At 59.2% G+C, this 15,494-nt stretch carries 14 protein-coding genes; 11 read left to right on the forward strand and 3 right to left on the reverse strand.

The genetic code is table 11. The annotated features are described in order from the left end of the window. Positions 1-103 precede the first annotated feature (103 nt). Positions 104-1,012, forward strand: coding sequence for a LysR family transcriptional regulator (locus FHX16_RS26715; protein ID WP_183758176.1), 909 nt, complete (start codon positions 104-106; stop codon positions 1,010-1,012). A gap of 17 nt (positions 1,013-1,029) precedes the next feature. Here FHX16_RS26715 and FHX16_RS26720 read toward each other — a convergent pair whose 3' ends face one another. Then, positions 1,030-1,938: a helix-turn-helix domain-containing protein gene (locus FHX16_RS26720; RefSeq protein ID WP_183758178.1), complete on the reverse strand. Its 909-nt coding sequence runs from the start codon at positions 1,936-1,938 to the stop codon at positions 1,030-1,032. A gap of 86 nt (positions 1,939-2,024) precedes the next feature. On the opposite strand from FHX16_RS26720, the gene FHX16_RS26725 reads away from it, so the two are divergent. The 6 genes from FHX16_RS26725 to FHX16_RS26750 all read left to right on the forward strand — a co-directional run bounded on the left by FHX16_RS26725 (position 2,025) and on the right by FHX16_RS26750 (position 8,703). Beyond that, positions 2,025-3,302, forward strand: coding sequence for an ABC transporter substrate-binding protein (locus FHX16_RS26725; protein ID WP_183758180.1), 1,278 nt, complete (start codon positions 2,025-2,027; stop codon positions 3,300-3,302). 76 nt (positions 3,303-3,378) lie between these two features. Next, complete coding sequence (locus FHX16_RS26730; protein ID WP_183758182.1) at positions 3,379-4,239, forward strand: carbohydrate ABC transporter permease; 861 nt, start codon at positions 3,379-3,381, stop codon at positions 4,237-4,239. Beyond that, on the forward strand, positions 4,236-5,072 hold the full coding sequence (locus FHX16_RS26735; protein WP_259131304.1) for a carbohydrate ABC transporter permease: 837 nt from the start codon (positions 4,236-4,238) through the stop codon (positions 5,070-5,072). Before FHX16_RS26730 ends, FHX16_RS26735 begins: the two co-directional genes overlap by 4 nt. Before the next feature lie 14 nt (positions 5,073-5,086). Next, positions 5,087-6,172, forward strand: coding sequence for an ABC transporter ATP-binding protein (locus FHX16_RS26740; RefSeq protein ID WP_259131306.1), 1,086 nt, complete (start codon positions 5,087-5,089; stop codon positions 6,170-6,172). Between the two features lie 43 nt (positions 6,173-6,215). Continuing rightward, positions 6,216-8,219 (forward strand): aldo/keto reductase, encoded by a 2,004-nt coding sequence (locus tag FHX16_RS26745; RefSeq protein WP_259131308.1) that lies wholly within the window; start codon positions 6,216-6,218, stop codon positions 8,217-8,219. Between the two features lie 145 nt (positions 8,220-8,364). Then, complete coding sequence (locus FHX16_RS26750; RefSeq protein ID WP_183758190.1) at positions 8,365-8,703, forward strand: DUF2147 domain-containing protein; 339 nt, start codon at positions 8,365-8,367, stop codon at positions 8,701-8,703. Here FHX16_RS26750 and FHX16_RS26755 read toward each other — a convergent pair. Together FHX16_RS26755 and FHX16_RS26760 are read right to left on the reverse strand one after the other, a co-directional pair. Then, positions 8,698-9,030 carry a hypothetical protein gene (locus FHX16_RS26755; RefSeq protein WP_183758192.1) on the reverse strand — a complete coding sequence of 111 codons (333 nt, stop codon included), beginning with the start codon at positions 9,028-9,030 and terminating at the stop codon, positions 8,698-8,700. The two genes, FHX16_RS26750 and FHX16_RS26755, sit on opposite strands and share 6 nt — an antisense overlap. Positions 9,031-9,446: 416 nt before the next feature. Beyond that, positions 9,447-9,755, reverse strand: coding sequence for a metalloregulator ArsR/SmtB family transcription factor (locus FHX16_RS26760; protein ID WP_183758194.1), 309 nt, complete (start codon positions 9,753-9,755; stop codon positions 9,447-9,449). Positions 9,756-10,175: 420 nt separating this feature from the next. On the opposite strand from FHX16_RS26760, the gene FHX16_RS26765 reads away from it, so the two are divergent. The 4 genes from FHX16_RS26765 to FHX16_RS26780 all read left to right on the forward strand — a co-directional run bounded on the left by FHX16_RS26765 (position 10,176) and on the right by FHX16_RS26780 (position 14,899). Next, positions 10,176-11,138, forward strand: coding sequence for a sugar-binding protein (locus tag FHX16_RS26765; protein ID WP_259131312.1), 963 nt, complete (start codon positions 10,176-10,178; stop codon positions 11,136-11,138). A gap of 67 nt (positions 11,139-11,205) precedes the next feature. After that, entirely contained in the window at positions 11,206-12,753 is a 1,548-nt protein-coding gene (locus FHX16_RS26770) for a sugar ABC transporter ATP-binding protein (protein ID WP_183758198.1), read from the forward strand. 39 nt (positions 12,754-12,792) lie between these two features. Continuing rightward, positions 12,793-13,818 carry an ABC transporter permease gene (locus FHX16_RS26775; RefSeq protein WP_183758200.1) on the forward strand — a complete coding sequence of 342 codons (1,026 nt, stop codon included), beginning with the start codon at positions 12,793-12,795 and terminating at the stop codon, positions 13,816-13,818. A gap of 769 nt (positions 13,819-14,587) precedes the next feature. Next, positions 14,588-14,899, forward strand: coding sequence for a DUF736 domain-containing protein (locus tag FHX16_RS26780; protein ID WP_183758202.1), 312 nt, complete (start codon positions 14,588-14,590; stop codon positions 14,897-14,899). Positions 14,900-15,494 lie beyond the last annotated feature (595 nt).

Consider the following 15,494-nt stretch of genomic DNA (forward strand, 5'->3'; position numbering starts at 1 on the left):
GCGTTGACGCGGTTGTTGTCATGCACTTAACTGATCGGTACACGAATGTATAATCAGTCTTTCGCATTTTGATATGCGAATTTCTTATATCGGGTGAGGCATTATGGGATTGGATGGTTTCAGACTGCGACACTTGAAGATGCTCGTGGCGCTCAGTGAGCACGGAAAACTCGGTGTGGTTGCTGAAATGTTTGGTGTCTCGCAACCGGCGCTTTCGAGAACCTTGAACGAGCTCGAGCAGATGTCCGGGCACCAGCTCTTCGAACGCCATAACCGGGGTCTGATCCCGACACTTCAAGGCGAGGTGATCGTGCGCCACGCCAAGATGCTGATCTCGGAAGCACAGCGCGCCGAGTACGAGATGGTGGTCGCCGCGGCCGGGCAGGGAGGTAGCGTTGCATTCGGCACGATCATGACACCCGCGGCCGACTATGTTGCCCCGGCCCTGCAGCGGATCTTCGACACCCATCCGACGATCGATATCAGCATCGCCGTCGGTAGCAGTGACGTCCTGCTCGAGGACGTCCTGAGCAGAAGGCTGGACTTTGCCGTCTGCCGCATTCCAAGTGGCATGAACCCACTCTGGTTCGATTATCTGCCTGTTGGTCAGGAAACCCTGCGCGTCATCGTGGCAGTTGATCACCCCATGTCCACCAAACCACTCGTAACCGAGGAAGACCTGAGGAACCAGAGCTGGGTGCTCCAGCCACACGGTTCGTTCCTTCGACAGGTCGTTGACGACTTCATACGCCGCCATGGCATCGTCCCGGCGAGCGTCGTTTCGACCGCCGATGCGCTGCTGACCATGCTTTTGATTCTGCAGAGCCAGCGGCTCGGCATTTTCGCCGAGCCTGTCGCGGCCCTGCTTCAACGCCACGGTCTCGTCAAGGCGCTGCATATCGAGGGGGACATATCCGTCCCCGGGTTCGGGCTCATCAAACTCAGGGACCGCGAGCTCTCCGCCTCCGCCGAGCTGCTCTACAATGTGTTTGCAACGACGCGGAGCCCATGAAAAAACGGCGTTGCAGCTCAAGGCGCATATTGCGTGACCATCCGCGCGTCCCGGCGGAAGTCGGACGGTGACATGCCGGCGATGTGGCGGAATGACTTGTTGAATGCACTGATCGAACCGAACCCGCTGTCCATCGCAACCTGCAGCACATTTGCCTCATCATTCATCAGCATCGCCTGGGCACGAGAGAGGCGCAGAAGGTTCACATACTTGTTGAGTGTCATGCCTGTTGTCTTCTTGAACAGGTTCATCGCGTATTTCGGATGAAGGTCAGCGGCGCGGGCGATGTCGACCGAATCGATTTCCTGCAGGAAGTTGACGGCGATGAAATCGCACATCCGCGCCACGCTGCGCGACGACTGCGGATAGCACTGCTCGATGTCGTCGGCATCCGTCGGCCCGAGTGTGGGAATCATGGTATAAGGTTCGAGTGCGATTCGCTCGACGCGCAACAGCATCTCATCGACGGCGTGCTGTGCCATGGCCGGATCACCCGACCGCGTGTAGCGCACCCAGCGCGGAAAGTTCTCCATGTCCGCCGCGTCGGTCGCCGAAGTAAACAGGATCTCGCCCTTCATCAGGCGGCTCGAGATGTTGAGCGGCAGGCGCATGCGGAAGAAATAGACGAGCGGCAGGTGCCCCCCTGCATAGATCGCATCCTCGGAGCAATCGTCCATCTGATGCGGTTGCCCGCCCCAAAACAGGCACATATCCCCAGCCGTCATCGAGATCTTCTGCCCATTGATGCGGTAGTGCACGCTGCCCCGCATGACATAATTGACTTCGACCTGCACATGCCAATGCGGCATCAGCATCACAGGTGGATGGTTGTGAAACATCTGAAGGGCTGTCGGCAACCCTTCGATACTGCTCGCTCCCGGCTGGTAGACAGCCCGCCTTACGATCTTACTTTCCGCCAAATCCATGTTCCCTTTTTAGGAGACAGCGGCTCCCTTCCAGATAGTCTAGCCGCGTTCGCTAAGGGACGGCAATTGAAAAGGGAGGATTTTCAATGCGCTTCAAACTTATCGGTGCGACCGCTGCAGTCGCACTGCTTGCTTCCGGTTCTGCATTCGCGCAGCAGTCGGGCAATCTCACCATCTGGAGCTGGAACATCGCCGCATCGGCGCTGAAGTCCACGCTCGAGGGCTTCAACAAGCAGCATCCGGATATCAAGGTCACGGTCGAGGATCTCGGCAACCAGCAGGTCTTCGACAAGATGCTGGCGGCCTGCGCTGCCGGCGGCGAAGGGCTTCCCGACATCGTCAGCGTCGAGAATTTCGAAGCGGAAATCTTCTGGAGCCGCTTCCCCGACTGCTTTGCCAACCTCAAGGAACTCGGCTACACGCCTGAAATCCAGGCGAAGTTCCCTGACTTCAAGCGCACCGAGCTCGAGGTCGGCGATGTCGCCTATGCGATGCCGTGGGATTCCGGTCCAGTCGCGGTCTTTTATCGCCGCGACTTCTATGAAAAGGCCGGCGTCGATCCGTCGACGATCAAGACCTGGGACGACTTCATCGCCGCAGGCAAGAAGATCTCTGCCGCCAACCCGGGCGTCGTCATGGCGCAGGCCGACTTCAACGGTGACAGCGAATGGTTCCGCATGATCTCGAACGAGCAGGGCTGCGGCTACTTCTCGACGGATGGCCAGACGATCACGATCAATCAGCCGGCCTGCGTTGCAACGCTTGAAAAAGTCAAGCAGATGAAGGATGCCGGCACACTGACGGCCGCTATCTGGGACGAGAAGATCCAGGCCAATACAGCAGGAAAGGTCGCCAGCCAGATGTATGGCGGCTGGTACGAAGGCACAATCCGCTCCGGTTCGCCCGATCTCTCGGGCAAATGGGGCGTCTATACGATGCCAAGCCTGACGGCGGACGGCCCGCATGCGGCGAACCTCGGCGGTTCATCGCTCGCGATCGCTGCCAACTCCCAGAACAAGGAAGCAGCCTGGACCTACATCAACTATGCACTCGGCACCAATGAGGGCCAGGTCACGATGCTGAAATCATTCGGCCTTGTTCCGTCGCTGCTGACCGCCGTCCAGGATCCGTTCGTCAACGAGCCTCTGCCCTACTGGCATGACCAGAAGGTATGGGCAGACATCCTGTCGACCCTACCGAAGATTGTTCCAAGCCGCGGCACGGCGTTCCAGACGGATGCCGACTCGATCTACAGGGCGGCGCAGACCAAGTACTTCGCCGGTGGCTATCCCGACGCGAAAGCCGCGCTCGATGACGCGGCAAAACAGATCGCCACGGCGACAGGTCTTCCTCTTGCGAACTGAGTAATGGCGCCGGGCGTGGCGACACGCCCGGCCTCCATCCCTTAGGATGGCTCGTCTCGTTTGTGAGGAGAATAGAATGCCGATCCGGAACCGGAACGCCTACGCTTTTCTTGCGCCTTATCTCCTGGTGTTTGCCACCTTCTGGATATGGCCGATCATCAGTTCATTTCTGACCTCGTTTCAGAACACCCGCGTTAATCCATGGAAATTCAGTCTTTCCATTAACTGGGGTCGTCTCATTGGCGATCCGGCCTTCTACAACGCGCTCTACAACACGCTGATTATCCTGGTCATCCAGGTTCCTGTCATGATCGCCATCGCAACTGGCATGGCAGTGCTCTTGAACTCACCGCTTTTGAAGGCGCGACCGCTGTTTCGCTTTGCCTTCTTCGCGCCCGTCGTCGTTGGCGAAGTAGCCTATTCAGCCGTCTTCCGGCTGATGTTCAGCTTCGACTTCGGGATCGTCAACAAGATCATCACTCTCGTCGGTCTTCCCGCCGTTTCCTGGTTCGATAATGCCAACGCCGCCATGACACTGATCATCATCGCCGTGACATGGCGCTGGGCGGGCTATAACGCGATCATTATTCTCGCCGGCTTGCAATCCATTCCAGACGACGTCTACGAGGCGGCAACGCTGGACCGTGTCAGTAAGACCCAGCAGTTCTTCCACATCACCCTGCCGCTCCTGAAACCGATCATCCTTTTCTGTGTCATCCTGTCGGTCATCGGCACGATGCAGCTGTTCACGGAGCCGTTCCTCATCACCAATCGCGGTGGCCCGGGGGGTGGAACGGAAACGCTTGGTCTTCTCCTTTATCGCGAAGGCTTCCGTTCGCTGAATTTCGGCTACGCTTCGGCTGTCGCCTACACGATGGCTGCGCTGGCAGTCGCAATCTCGCTCCTCAACCTCTGGATCGGAAGGGAGCCAAAGTGAGATCGAAGTCTCAATCGCTGCTGCTCCGGCAGATTGCCCTCCACGCTGCCCTGACGCCGCTTGCCATCATCTGGCTATTTCCGTTGTGGATGATGTTCGTCTTCTCGACGATGTCGGACTTCGGCATCTTCAGCCCGGAGATCGTGCTCTTGCCGTCGACCAATTTTGTCGAGAACTTCAAGAACCTGCAGGCTGATACCGACTTCATCCGCGCGATGTTCATCTCCATCGGTGTTGCCGCAATCTATACGTTCCTATCGGTACTGCTCACCTCGATGGCAGGCTGGGCGCTGGCCCGCTACCGCTTCGTCGGACGTTCGATCGTCATCGGCATCATTCTGGGCACCATCACGCTGCCGTTTGCCGTCGTCGTCATCCCGCAATTCATCATGGTGGCTCGCGAGTTCAAGCTGGCCAACACCTGGATCGCGTTGATCGTGCCGCCGCTCTTTAACTCGCTCGGCGTGCTGTTCATGCGCCAGGCCTTCTCGATGATGCCCGGCGAATTGTTCGATGCTGCCCGTGTCGAAGGCATCAAGGAATGGCAGATCTTTCTCCGGATCGCATTGCCGCTCGCCAGGCCGACGATGGCTGCGCTCGCCATCATCCTCTTCTTGCATTCCTGGAACAACTACCTCTGGCCGCTGCTCATCAACTCCAAACCGGGGATGATGACAGCACCAGTGGCGCTCGGAACGCTGATCGGCCTGACCAAGGTCTCCTGGGGCGGGATCATGGCTGGCGCCATGTTGCTGACAGCGCCGATCCTAGTCGTCTTCGTGTTCCTGCAGCGCCACTTCATCGCCGGCATTGCGGCCGGCGCAGTCAAATAATCGGGAAACGCCTGATGTCTGAACTTTCGTTGAAAAATGTCGTGAAGCGCTTCGGCGCGCTGGAAATCATCCATGGCGCCAATCTTGAGGTAAAGGACGGCGAGTTTGTCGTCTTCGTCGGCCCATCTGGTTGCGGGAAATCGACACTGCTTCGCATGATCGCCGGCCTCGAGGACATATCGGCTGGCGAGATCAATATCGGCGGCAAGGTCGTCAATGACGTGGAGCCGGCCGACCGCGGCATTGCGATGGTTTTCCAATCCTATGCGCTTTACCCACATATGACGGTGGAGGAAAACCTGAGCTTCGGGCTGCGCATGAACGGCAACCCGAAGGCGGATACCGAAAAACGGGTCAAACACGCTGCGAACATCCTGCAGATCAACGAACTGATGCAACGGCGGCCAAAACAGCTATCGGGCGGCCAACGCCAGCGCGTTGCGATCGGCCGGGCCATCGTGCGCGAGCCACAAGTGTTCCTCTTCGACGAGCCGTTGTCGAACCTCGACGCCGAGCTACGCGTGCAGATGCGCGTCGAGATCTCCCGCCTTCACAAGCAGCTCGGCACGACGATGATCTATGTGACGCATGACCAGACGGAGGCGATGACCCTTGCCGACAAGATCGTCGTCCTGCGCGCCGGCAACATCGAACAGGTCGGCGCACCACTCGACCTCTATGACGACCCCGCCAACCAGTTCGTGGCGGGCTTCGTCGGCTCACCCAAAATGAACTTCTTGAAAGCCGAGATTCTGGAGCGGAACGCTGCAGGCGCGACGGTTGCCCTTGCTGGCGACAGAAACGTCCGGCTGACCATGCCGGTAACAAGTGCACTGGAATCCGGTGCGTCGGTAACGCTCGGCGTACGGCCGGAACACTTCGTTGACGCAGGGCAGGGCAATGCGGATCTCACCGTCACCATCGACGTCGCAGAACACCTTGGCAACACCAGTTACATCTACGCGACCACGGCGGCGGGCGAACAGCTGATCATCGAGCGACCCGAATCTCGCGCCGCTGGCAATCGAGACACCCTGACGGTCGGTCTCAGCGCCAAGCACAGCTTCCTGTTCGACAGCGCCGGCAACCGCCTCCGCTGACTCCGAATTCATCCCAAGACTATGCAATGAAGAAGGAATTCCCATGAGCACAGACCAACCGATCCGCTGGGGCATCATCGGCCCAGGCACCATCGCGCGCACGTTTGCGGACGGCATTGCGCATTCGCGCACAGGAAAGCTCGTCGCCATCGCCACCCGCACCCCGGAAAAGCCCGGGCTTGGCGAAAACTTCCCCGGCGCCCGCATCGTCAAGGGCTACGACGCGCTGCTGACGGATCCGGAAATCGACGCGATCTATATCGCCACACCTCATACTGGCCATGCCGAATGGGCGATCAAGGCGATCCGATCAGGCAAGCATGTCCTCGTGGAAAAGCCGATTGCGCTTTCCGCATTCGACGCCGACGCAATTTATCACGAAGCGAAGAAAGCCGGCGTCTTTGCAGGCGAGGCCTTCATGTATCGCGTCCACCCGCAGACGGCCAAGATTGTCGAATTGGTCAAGAGCGGTGTCATCGGCACTGTGCGGATCATTCGCTCGAGCTTCGGCTTTAACATGGGCACGTTCAGACCCGAGCATCGGCTCTTTGCCAACGAGACGGCCGGCGGCGGCATTCTCGATGTCGGCGGCTACCCGGTCTCCATGGCGCGATTGATCGCTGGTGCAGCCGAAGGTAAAGCGTTCCTCGAGCCCGAAAAAGTCTCCGGCGTCGGCCACCTTGGCCAGTCCGGGGTCGATGAATGGGCCTCGGCCGTCCTGAAATTTCCAAACGGTATCATCGCCGAGGTGTCATGCTCGATCATGGCCCAGCAGGACAATACCCTGCGCATCATCGGGTCGGAAGGACGCATCGAGGTCAAGGACTTCTGGTTTGCCTCAGGGCATAAGGGTGGCATCGGCAACATAGACGTCATCAAGGGCAACGAGCTGCAGACCGTCGAAGTCAAGGAGGATCGTTGGCTTTATTCCTTCGAGGTCGACGCAGCCGGCGATGCCATCCGCGCCGGTGAGACGGAGTTCCGCTCTCCGGGCATGGGTTGGGCCGACTCGGTCGGCAATCTGCGCGTCCTCGACCAATGGCGTTCCTCCATTGGCCTGGAATATGCGATCGAGCGGGCAGATCGCCGGAAGACGAACCTTGCGGGGGCACCCGTGCGACCAGGCAATGCCGTCCCGCGCCGCCAGATCCCTGGCCTCGCAAAACCTGCGTCGGTCGTGACTCTCGGCTTCGAATTCTTCCCGAACTTCGCCGCCGCGTCGCTGACCCTTGATGCGTTCTACGAGGCAGGAGGCAACGTGTTCGACACGGCCTTCGTCTACGGCGGTGGCAAGACGGAAAGCATCTTCGGAGACTGGCATACCAGCCGGCAGGTCCCGCGCGAGGAGATCGTGCTGATCGGCAAGGGCGCCCATTCTCCGCTCTGCTATCCCGATATCATCGCCAAGCAGCTCGACCAGTCGCTGAACCGGCTCAAGACCGACTACGTCGACATCTATTTCATGCATCGGGACAATGTCGACGTTCCGGTCGGAGAGTTTGTTGATGCGATGGATGCCGAGGTGCGCCGAGGCCGTATTCGTGGCCTGTTCGGCGGTTCGAATTGGACGCGCGAGCGTATGGATGAAGCAGCAGCCTATGCTGCCAGGACCGGCAAGACGGCGCCGGCTGCGCTCTCGAACAACTTCTCGCTCGCAGAAATGCTCGACCCGATCTGGGCTGGATGCGTGGCAGCCTCCGACGACGACTGGAAGACGTGGCTCAAGCAGAAGCAGATACCGAATTTCGCCTGGTCCAGCCAGGGACGCGGCTTCTTCACCGACCGTGCCGGACGTGACAAGCATGACGACGAGGAGATCGTGCGGTGCTGGTACTCGGACCGGAATTTCGAACGCCGCGACAGGGCCATAGAGCTGGCAATCAGGCTGGGCCGCAGCCCGATCCACATCGCGCTTGCCTATGTGATCGCGCAGCCTTTTCCGGTCATTCCGCTGATCGGGCCACGGACCATCGCCGAGCTTGAGGACAGCCTCTCGGCGCTCGACATCAAGCTTACCCCCGAACAGGTAAAGTGGCTGGAAGCGTAAGTGAAGGATGGTCGGCCCGGGACCCTGTCCCGGGCAGATGGAGACACCAGGCCAAGGAACGCTGGAGCAGAGCGCCCTGAAAGCGTATACTCCACCGCCTTAGGCCGGAAGCGGCCCTAGCTGGTCATCAGAGAGGGAGCGAACCATGAAACGGCTGGGTTTGATCACGGCGTCGCTGACGCTTGTGGCCTCCAGTGTTTTGGCTCAAGAGCCTGTCGTCGGAACCTGGAAGACACAAGTCGGTACCACCGCCGCCATTGACGAATGCGCCCAAGGTTACTGCATCACGATGAAAACCGGAAACAACGCTGGCAAGCGGATCGGGTCCTTCCGCGGCAGTAACGGCAACTTCACCGGAAGCATTGTCGAGCCCGAGAGTCGGAAAACCTTCAACGGCGTGCTGACGCAAACCGGGGATACGGTGCATATGCGAGGTTGCACCTTAAAGGTGATCTGCGTCTCCCTCATCTGGACACGGCTATGACAGGCGACGCGACAACGCCCTCGTGTCTTTCATGGCGCCGATGACCTGGCGGTATTCTTCCGCAATGGATATTGCCGCCCTTGCCACCACGGGATTGACCGTCTTGCGGTCGATCGCGTCCGAGCAGGCTTCGAAAACGCCCCGCAACTCCCGCTCGATCCATGAGAGTTCCGGATAATGCTTCACCAGCACCTGTGGAAGAAGTTTTGCCTTGGCTCTCATTGACTTCGAGCGATCAATGGTGGCCGGGCCTGCATCGGTAATATCCAGAATTGCTGCTTCAAGCTTTCCAGTGGCGCTGACGATATCGGTAATCAAAGGGGTCATTTTTCCCTCCTGACATTACACCTGATTTCGCCATGCATTCTTCGTGCCAACCGGCTCTCAAAGGGCTCCGGAGACGTCTGGAAAGCCCATTACGGGTTTCCGGTAGTCGAAATGTGCGATGTTGCGCCTGCCGGAAAACGGTCGGCATTATCCCAAATGCGCATGCCGCCTGTTTTATAGGCGCGATCGCGAAGGTGATGAAGATTGATGCAGTTGCGCCATCGCAGATGCAGCGAGGCGTCCATCGTGCCGTCCGGTGACCTGATGCCGGTGCCTTGCTGCAAGGATCAAAAGGAAGACCAGGGACCTGATTGGACCAACAAGACAACGGAACAAAACCGACCTCGAGACACAGGATCGGGACGACCGACAAACCGGCAGGCGCGCGGCCGGCCAGTCGGGACGCCCTGGACTACCTATTCGTCACGAGAAGGAAACATGCCTGAGAGCACATAAAGCAGGTCGATCGTCTCGGAATGCAGAACCCGGTAGTAGACCTGGCGTCCCGTCCGTCGTTCCGTAACGATGCCTCCCGATCGCAGCTTCGCCAATTGCTGAGATACTGCAGCCTGAGGCATGTCGAGCGCGTCCTGCAATTCCCCAACGCTGCGCTCTCCGCCTGCGAGCGCGCACAGGATTCGCATTCTCGTCTGATGGGACATGTGTCTCAGGAACTGGACTGCCTCGTGGATACTAAAGCAGTCGACTATGGCTTGATCTGACATCCTCGATCCGTCGTCTTAAAGCGCGCTTGGCGCGGCTTTGGAATTCAGCAATTGGCGCGCCCGCGAGCATTTGCAAACGGCAGCGACGGAATGCCACAGAGAGGTGACAGAGCGAATCCTCGGTGGTCCTCGGCAGACAAGGAAACGGGCGGCGGGAAGCACAATTGGCGGATTTGGAGGCAGCGACGACCATTTTGGACAGGTCGGGCGGTGGGCTGTACGAACGCTTTGATCGCTTTGAAGAAATCTGAAAATCCAATTAATATTACTATTTACTAATCAAGAAACTCGTATACCGTCAGCAAGGACGACCGGAACGATGCATTGGTCGCGCTCGCGACGCCTTGGAGGAGGCGCATGCATCCGGCCGCCAGTCGCAAAACGGGCACACGCACCGGTGGCCCCCTCGGGAGGTGTACTATGAAGCCTATGAAGACTAATGCTGCCCTGTTCATTGCAGGACTGATGCTGAGCGTCGCGTCGGTCACGTCATCCCATGCTGCCGACAAGCCTACGCTTGCCTTCGTGGTCAACGGCGCCTCCGATTTCTGGAAGGCAGCCGAGGCAGGCGTCAAGAAGGCGCAGGCGGAAATGCCTGATTACACGATGGAACTGAAATATCCTGAGCAGGCATCCGTTGCCGTGCAGCAGCGCCTGATGGACGATCTTGTCAGTGCGGGCGTCAAGGGGATCATGGTTTCTGCCGTGGATCCAAAGACCTCGACTGATGGGCTGAACAAGATCGGCTCGCAGACCGCGCTGTTCACCACAGACAGCGACGCACCGCAAACCAATCGCGTTGCCTATATCGGCTCTTCCAATATCGACGCCGGCAAGCAGGCGGCCGAGATTGCCAAGAAGGCGATGCCGGACGGCGGCAAGTGCATCGGTTTCGTGGGCCTTCTTGGAGCTGACAACGCCAAGGAGCGCATCCAGGGCATGAAGGACGGCTTGAAAGGAACAAAGATTGAGCTGACCGACGTGCGCGGTGACGATATCGATCAAACCCGCGCAAAGAAGAATGTCGAGGATGCTCTTGTTGCGAGCCCCGACGTCACCTGCATGGTCGGCTTCTACTCGTATAACACGCCTAGGATTTACGAGGCCCTGCGTGATGCGGGCAAACTTGGCCAGATCACTGTCGTTGGCTTTGACGACGACCCGATCACACTTGGGGGCGTCAAGGAAGGTACGGTCGCCGCGACTGTCGTGCAGCAGCCGTTCGAGTGGGCCTACCAAGGCATGAAGCTGATGGCCTCCTACCTCAAGGGCGACATGTCAGGGATACCGGAGAACAAGCTCATCATCATTCCGACCGTGATCGTCGGGAAGGACGACGTCGATGCTTATGCCGCTAACCTGAAGGCCATGGCAGGAAAGTAGATCTCCTTCGCGGCAGCGATGCGAAATCGCTGCCGCGAACGATGTCCCAAGCCAGTGGCATAGCAGCATGGACCGGTCCGCAAACAACCACGACATACCACCACCACTTCCGGAGAAGCCGTTTCTCACCCTTTCCGGCATCGGAAAAACCTATCCGGGTGTGGTCGCTCTCGACGGACTGTCGATCGACATTTTCCCCGGCGAGGTCATCGGCCTCGTCGGCGAGAACGGTGCGGGGAAGTCGACCCTGATGAAGATCCTCGGGGGTGTGATCGCACCCGATCGGGGTACAATGCTGCTCGACGGGGTCGAACGGCATTCGCTCAGCGTCGAAACGAGCATTGCCTCGGGCATCGCCTTCGTGCATCAGGAACTCAATCTGTTCGAGAATCTCGACGTCGCTGCCAATGTCTTCCTCGGTCGTGAACCACTCAAGGCAGGTCCCTTCAGGCTCGTTGACCGGAACCGGTTGAGGGACATGGTCAAGCCGCTTCTGAAGCGGGTAGGGGCGCATTTCACGCCCGATACACCGGTCGCTTCCCTTTCACTTGCCGAACAGCAGATGGTCGAGATTGCCAAGGCGCTCTCCATCAACGCCAGACTTGTTATTTTCGACGAACCGACCTCGAGCCTCCCTCTGGCCGAAACCGAGCGTCTCTTGAGCATTATTAATCTGCTCAAGGCGGATGGCATCAGCGTCATCTTCATTTCGCACCGACTTCACGAAGTCGAGCGCGTCGCTGACCGGGTGATCGTGCTGCGCGATGGCATGCTGGTCGGCACACTTGCCAGAGCAGATATTGGTCATGACCAGATGGTCAAGCTGATGATCGGCCGCGTCCTGGCGGCACGAACGGCAAAGCCAAGGCGATCGCCTGGCTCGGTCGCGTTAAAGGCAAGCATGGTTCGGACTGGCGCCTATCCTGGCCGGCCCGTCGATCTCGAAATACGCTACGGCGAAATTCTCGGGCTTGCAGGGCTCGTCGGATCGGGCCGCACCGAACTGGCGCGAGTGCTATTCGGCATTGACCGAAGCTATGGCGGAGCGGTCTTGCAGGATGACAAGCAAATCGCCATTAACAGCGCGCGAGACGCCGTTGAAAACGGTATCTTCCTGGTGCCCGAGGATCGCAAACGCAACGGGATCCTTCTCGACCTCCCGATCGCAGCAAACATAACGCTCGCCAATCTCCCCGCCCTTGCCACGAACTTCATGGTTTCCACCGACCGAGAAAGGACCGCGGCCGAAAAGCAGCGTGCCCGCCTCGGCATCAAGGCGCCCTCCGTTTCGGCGCGGACAGGCACTCTGTCCGGCGGCAACCAGCAGAAGGTTGTTCTCGCCAAATGGCTGTCGATGAGCCCGAAGGTCATGATTTTTGACGAGCCTACACGCGGCATCGATATTGGCGCCAAGAACGAAATCTATGGCCTGATGCGAGCACTTGCGGACACCGGCGTCGCGATCCTGATGATATCGAGCGACATGGAAGAGGTGATCGGCGTCTCCGACCGGATCGCCGTCATGCACGAGGGCCAGATCGCCGGCATACTGGACGATCAGGAGATAAGCCAGGAAAGCGTGCTTTTGCTTGCCGTCGGCAAACGGCTAAAATAGGGCCGCGACCTACGGAACAGGCATCGGAACGGAAACGCGATGACAAAAAAAGACCTCGGACTTCTGCTGCTGATCATCGTCGTGGGCATCGTCGTCGCGATCATAAATCCACGCTTCCTGCTACCCATCAATCTTGCGAATACATCAAATCTCATCGGGCTTTTCGGCATCCTGTCGATTGGTCAGGCCTTCGTGATCATCACCGGCGGCATCGAACTCTCCGTGGGGTCGCTGGTGGCGCTCCTCGGTGTGCTGTTCATCGATTTCATCGCTGTACAGGACATGTCCCCGACCCTCGCCCTTCCGCTCATCCTGGCGCTCGGGGCAGTCATCGGGGCGATTCATGGCTGGCTCATCACCCGGTTGAACCTGCAGCCCTTCGTCGTCACACTCTGCGGTCTTCTGATCTACCGCGGTGCCGCGCGCTTCTACACCGCCGACGGAACAGCGGGATTTGCGTTCGGCCAGAATTTCCCTGAACTTGAATTCCTCACGGCCGGTCGGTTCTACGGCGTGCCAAACACCTTCATTGCGCTTGTCGTCATCGCCGTTGTGATGTGGGTGGTGCTACACCGGTCGGTGTTTGGTCGTTACCTCTATGCAATCGGGAAAAACGAGGAAGCTGCCCGCTACTCCGGCATCCGGACCGGCCGGATGATCATGGCGGCCTACGTCATCTGCGGTTTGCTCACCGCCCTGTCCGCCATCTACTTCGCCATGTACACGCGCTCGATCTCACCGGCCAGCCATGGTCAATTCTATGAACTCTATGCGATCGCAGCGGCGGTGCTAGGTGGTTTTTCACTCCGTGGCGGCGAGGGATCCATCATTGGGGTAGTGCTCGGCACGATCCTCCTCCAGGAATTGCAAAACCTGGTGAACCTCCTCGGCATCCCGTCGTCATTGAATTTTGCCGTCATGGGCGGGGTCATCCTGATTGGTGTCCTGATCGACCAGCAATGGCACGCCATTCGCGCGCAACGTCGTCTTGTCTCGGCAGCCAAGCAAACCGAAACCCGCGTACAGGCAGAAGCAAAGACCACAGCCATAGCCAGTCAGGAGTGAGCGCGAGCCACTGACGCCACTGAGTTTCATAAATCTGAAACGACCGGGCATGACACCGAAAATGGTGCGCAACGCTGTCTTCTGCTAGCGGCAAGAAGTGCGGGTTTGTGGGCTGAGGATCGATACACCGTTAGGATGCGCTGTAGCGCCTGTCCATCAACTGCCGGCCTTCAAGGACGTCGTCAATCTCGTCATACCGCACGCTGAAGACAATTCGTCAGGCTTCGCGGCACGTCGGTTTTGTCCAATCTGGCTCCAGGCAAAGCGCCACGCCGACCTGCATAAACTCCAACAAGCGCTAACCGGCGATGCGGTCGCGTGGTGCCCGGATCCTGTCCCATTGGCGCGCAGACCCGACGACCGACAATATCCGGCAGGCCGTGAACGTCTGCGGAGCGTTGCGACAAGGCTACCAGGTCAGGACATGTCGCCGGATCGATCGAGCGGAGACGGCATCGTGCGGGCGTTTCGCGGTGATTGCTTCGCTGATGCCCCCGATTTGACAGGACGCTCCACCGCGGTCTCGATGAGGCTTGTCTGACCCAAGATCGCCTTGCCTTGCACGGCTCGTTCGGCATGGCGCAACGGCCGGCTCGTTTTCTTCCCCTGCCGGCCAGGGCCGTCATTCCTCGCGCGGACAAGAAAGCCTTGACCAGGCCGTCCTCCACTTCGTTGCGGTCTTTGAAGATGCGCGCCGCCCGTCTTCGGTCTCATCGACAGCCATCGAGGACGCGATGGGCGCGACCCGATCAACAGAAGGAAGACAGCAATGGCAACCATCGGCTCTTTCACCGCCTCCAGCGACGGCTTCACCGGCACGATCAAAACTCTCAACCTCAATGTCAAAGCCAAGATCGTTCGCGTCGAACGCTCGTCGGAAGATGCTCCGGACTTCCGGGTGCTCTGCTCAGGTGTCGAGTTCGGCGCCGGGTGGCTGAAGCAGGCTCGCGACAGCGAACGCGACTACATCTCGGTCAAGCTCGATGACCCCTCGTTTGCAGCACCGATCTACGCGACGCTGGCCGAAGTCCAGGGCCAGGAAGGACTGCAGCTCATCTGGTCGCGCAGCGCCCGCAGATAGGCCACGCAATGAGGCCCCGCCCAGATCCGGGCGGGGCTTTCGCCCGTCACTTGTTGAGCGCGCCGCTCAGCGCATTGCCGCCATGAACGTCGCTCTCCTGGCGGCGGCGATCTTGCTCGTCGCATCGCGCCGATTGGCTGCCTGGTGCTTTGCCGTTGCCATCACAAACTCTGGAAGCGTCTTTTCCCTCACAACGGCTTCGTTGATTTGCCTCACACTGCTTTGATCACTGTCATGCCCAACGCATGCGGATGGCCATCCCAACCCTAGCCTTGCCGCGGCAGCGGCGGCATCTCGTCACGGCAGCACTCTTGGCACCCGGACGCAAGGGAAAAACTGGTGCCACACGAGAGCTAAAACTGTCAGCTCAGACCGGGCCAGTGTGCCGGGTGGGTAAAGCCAGCTCAAGGCCGCACGGCCCCTCCGATTTTCTCTCCGCTTCGCTGCACTACGCTGCGACAAAACTGGTTCCTCCGCACGCCGGCTCTGCCGGTCGCATGCGCGCCTTGACCTGGCTCTCCCCGCCCTGCCTGCCGCCGTCATCTGTCACATCAGTCACGGAGACGACGATGACCATCGACCAGCACATCGAAGA

This window comes from Rhizobium sp. BK661, from assembly GCF_024808825.1.
In the GTDB taxonomy this organism is placed as follows: Bacteria; Pseudomonadota; Alphaproteobacteria; order Rhizobiales; family Rhizobiaceae; genus Rhizobium.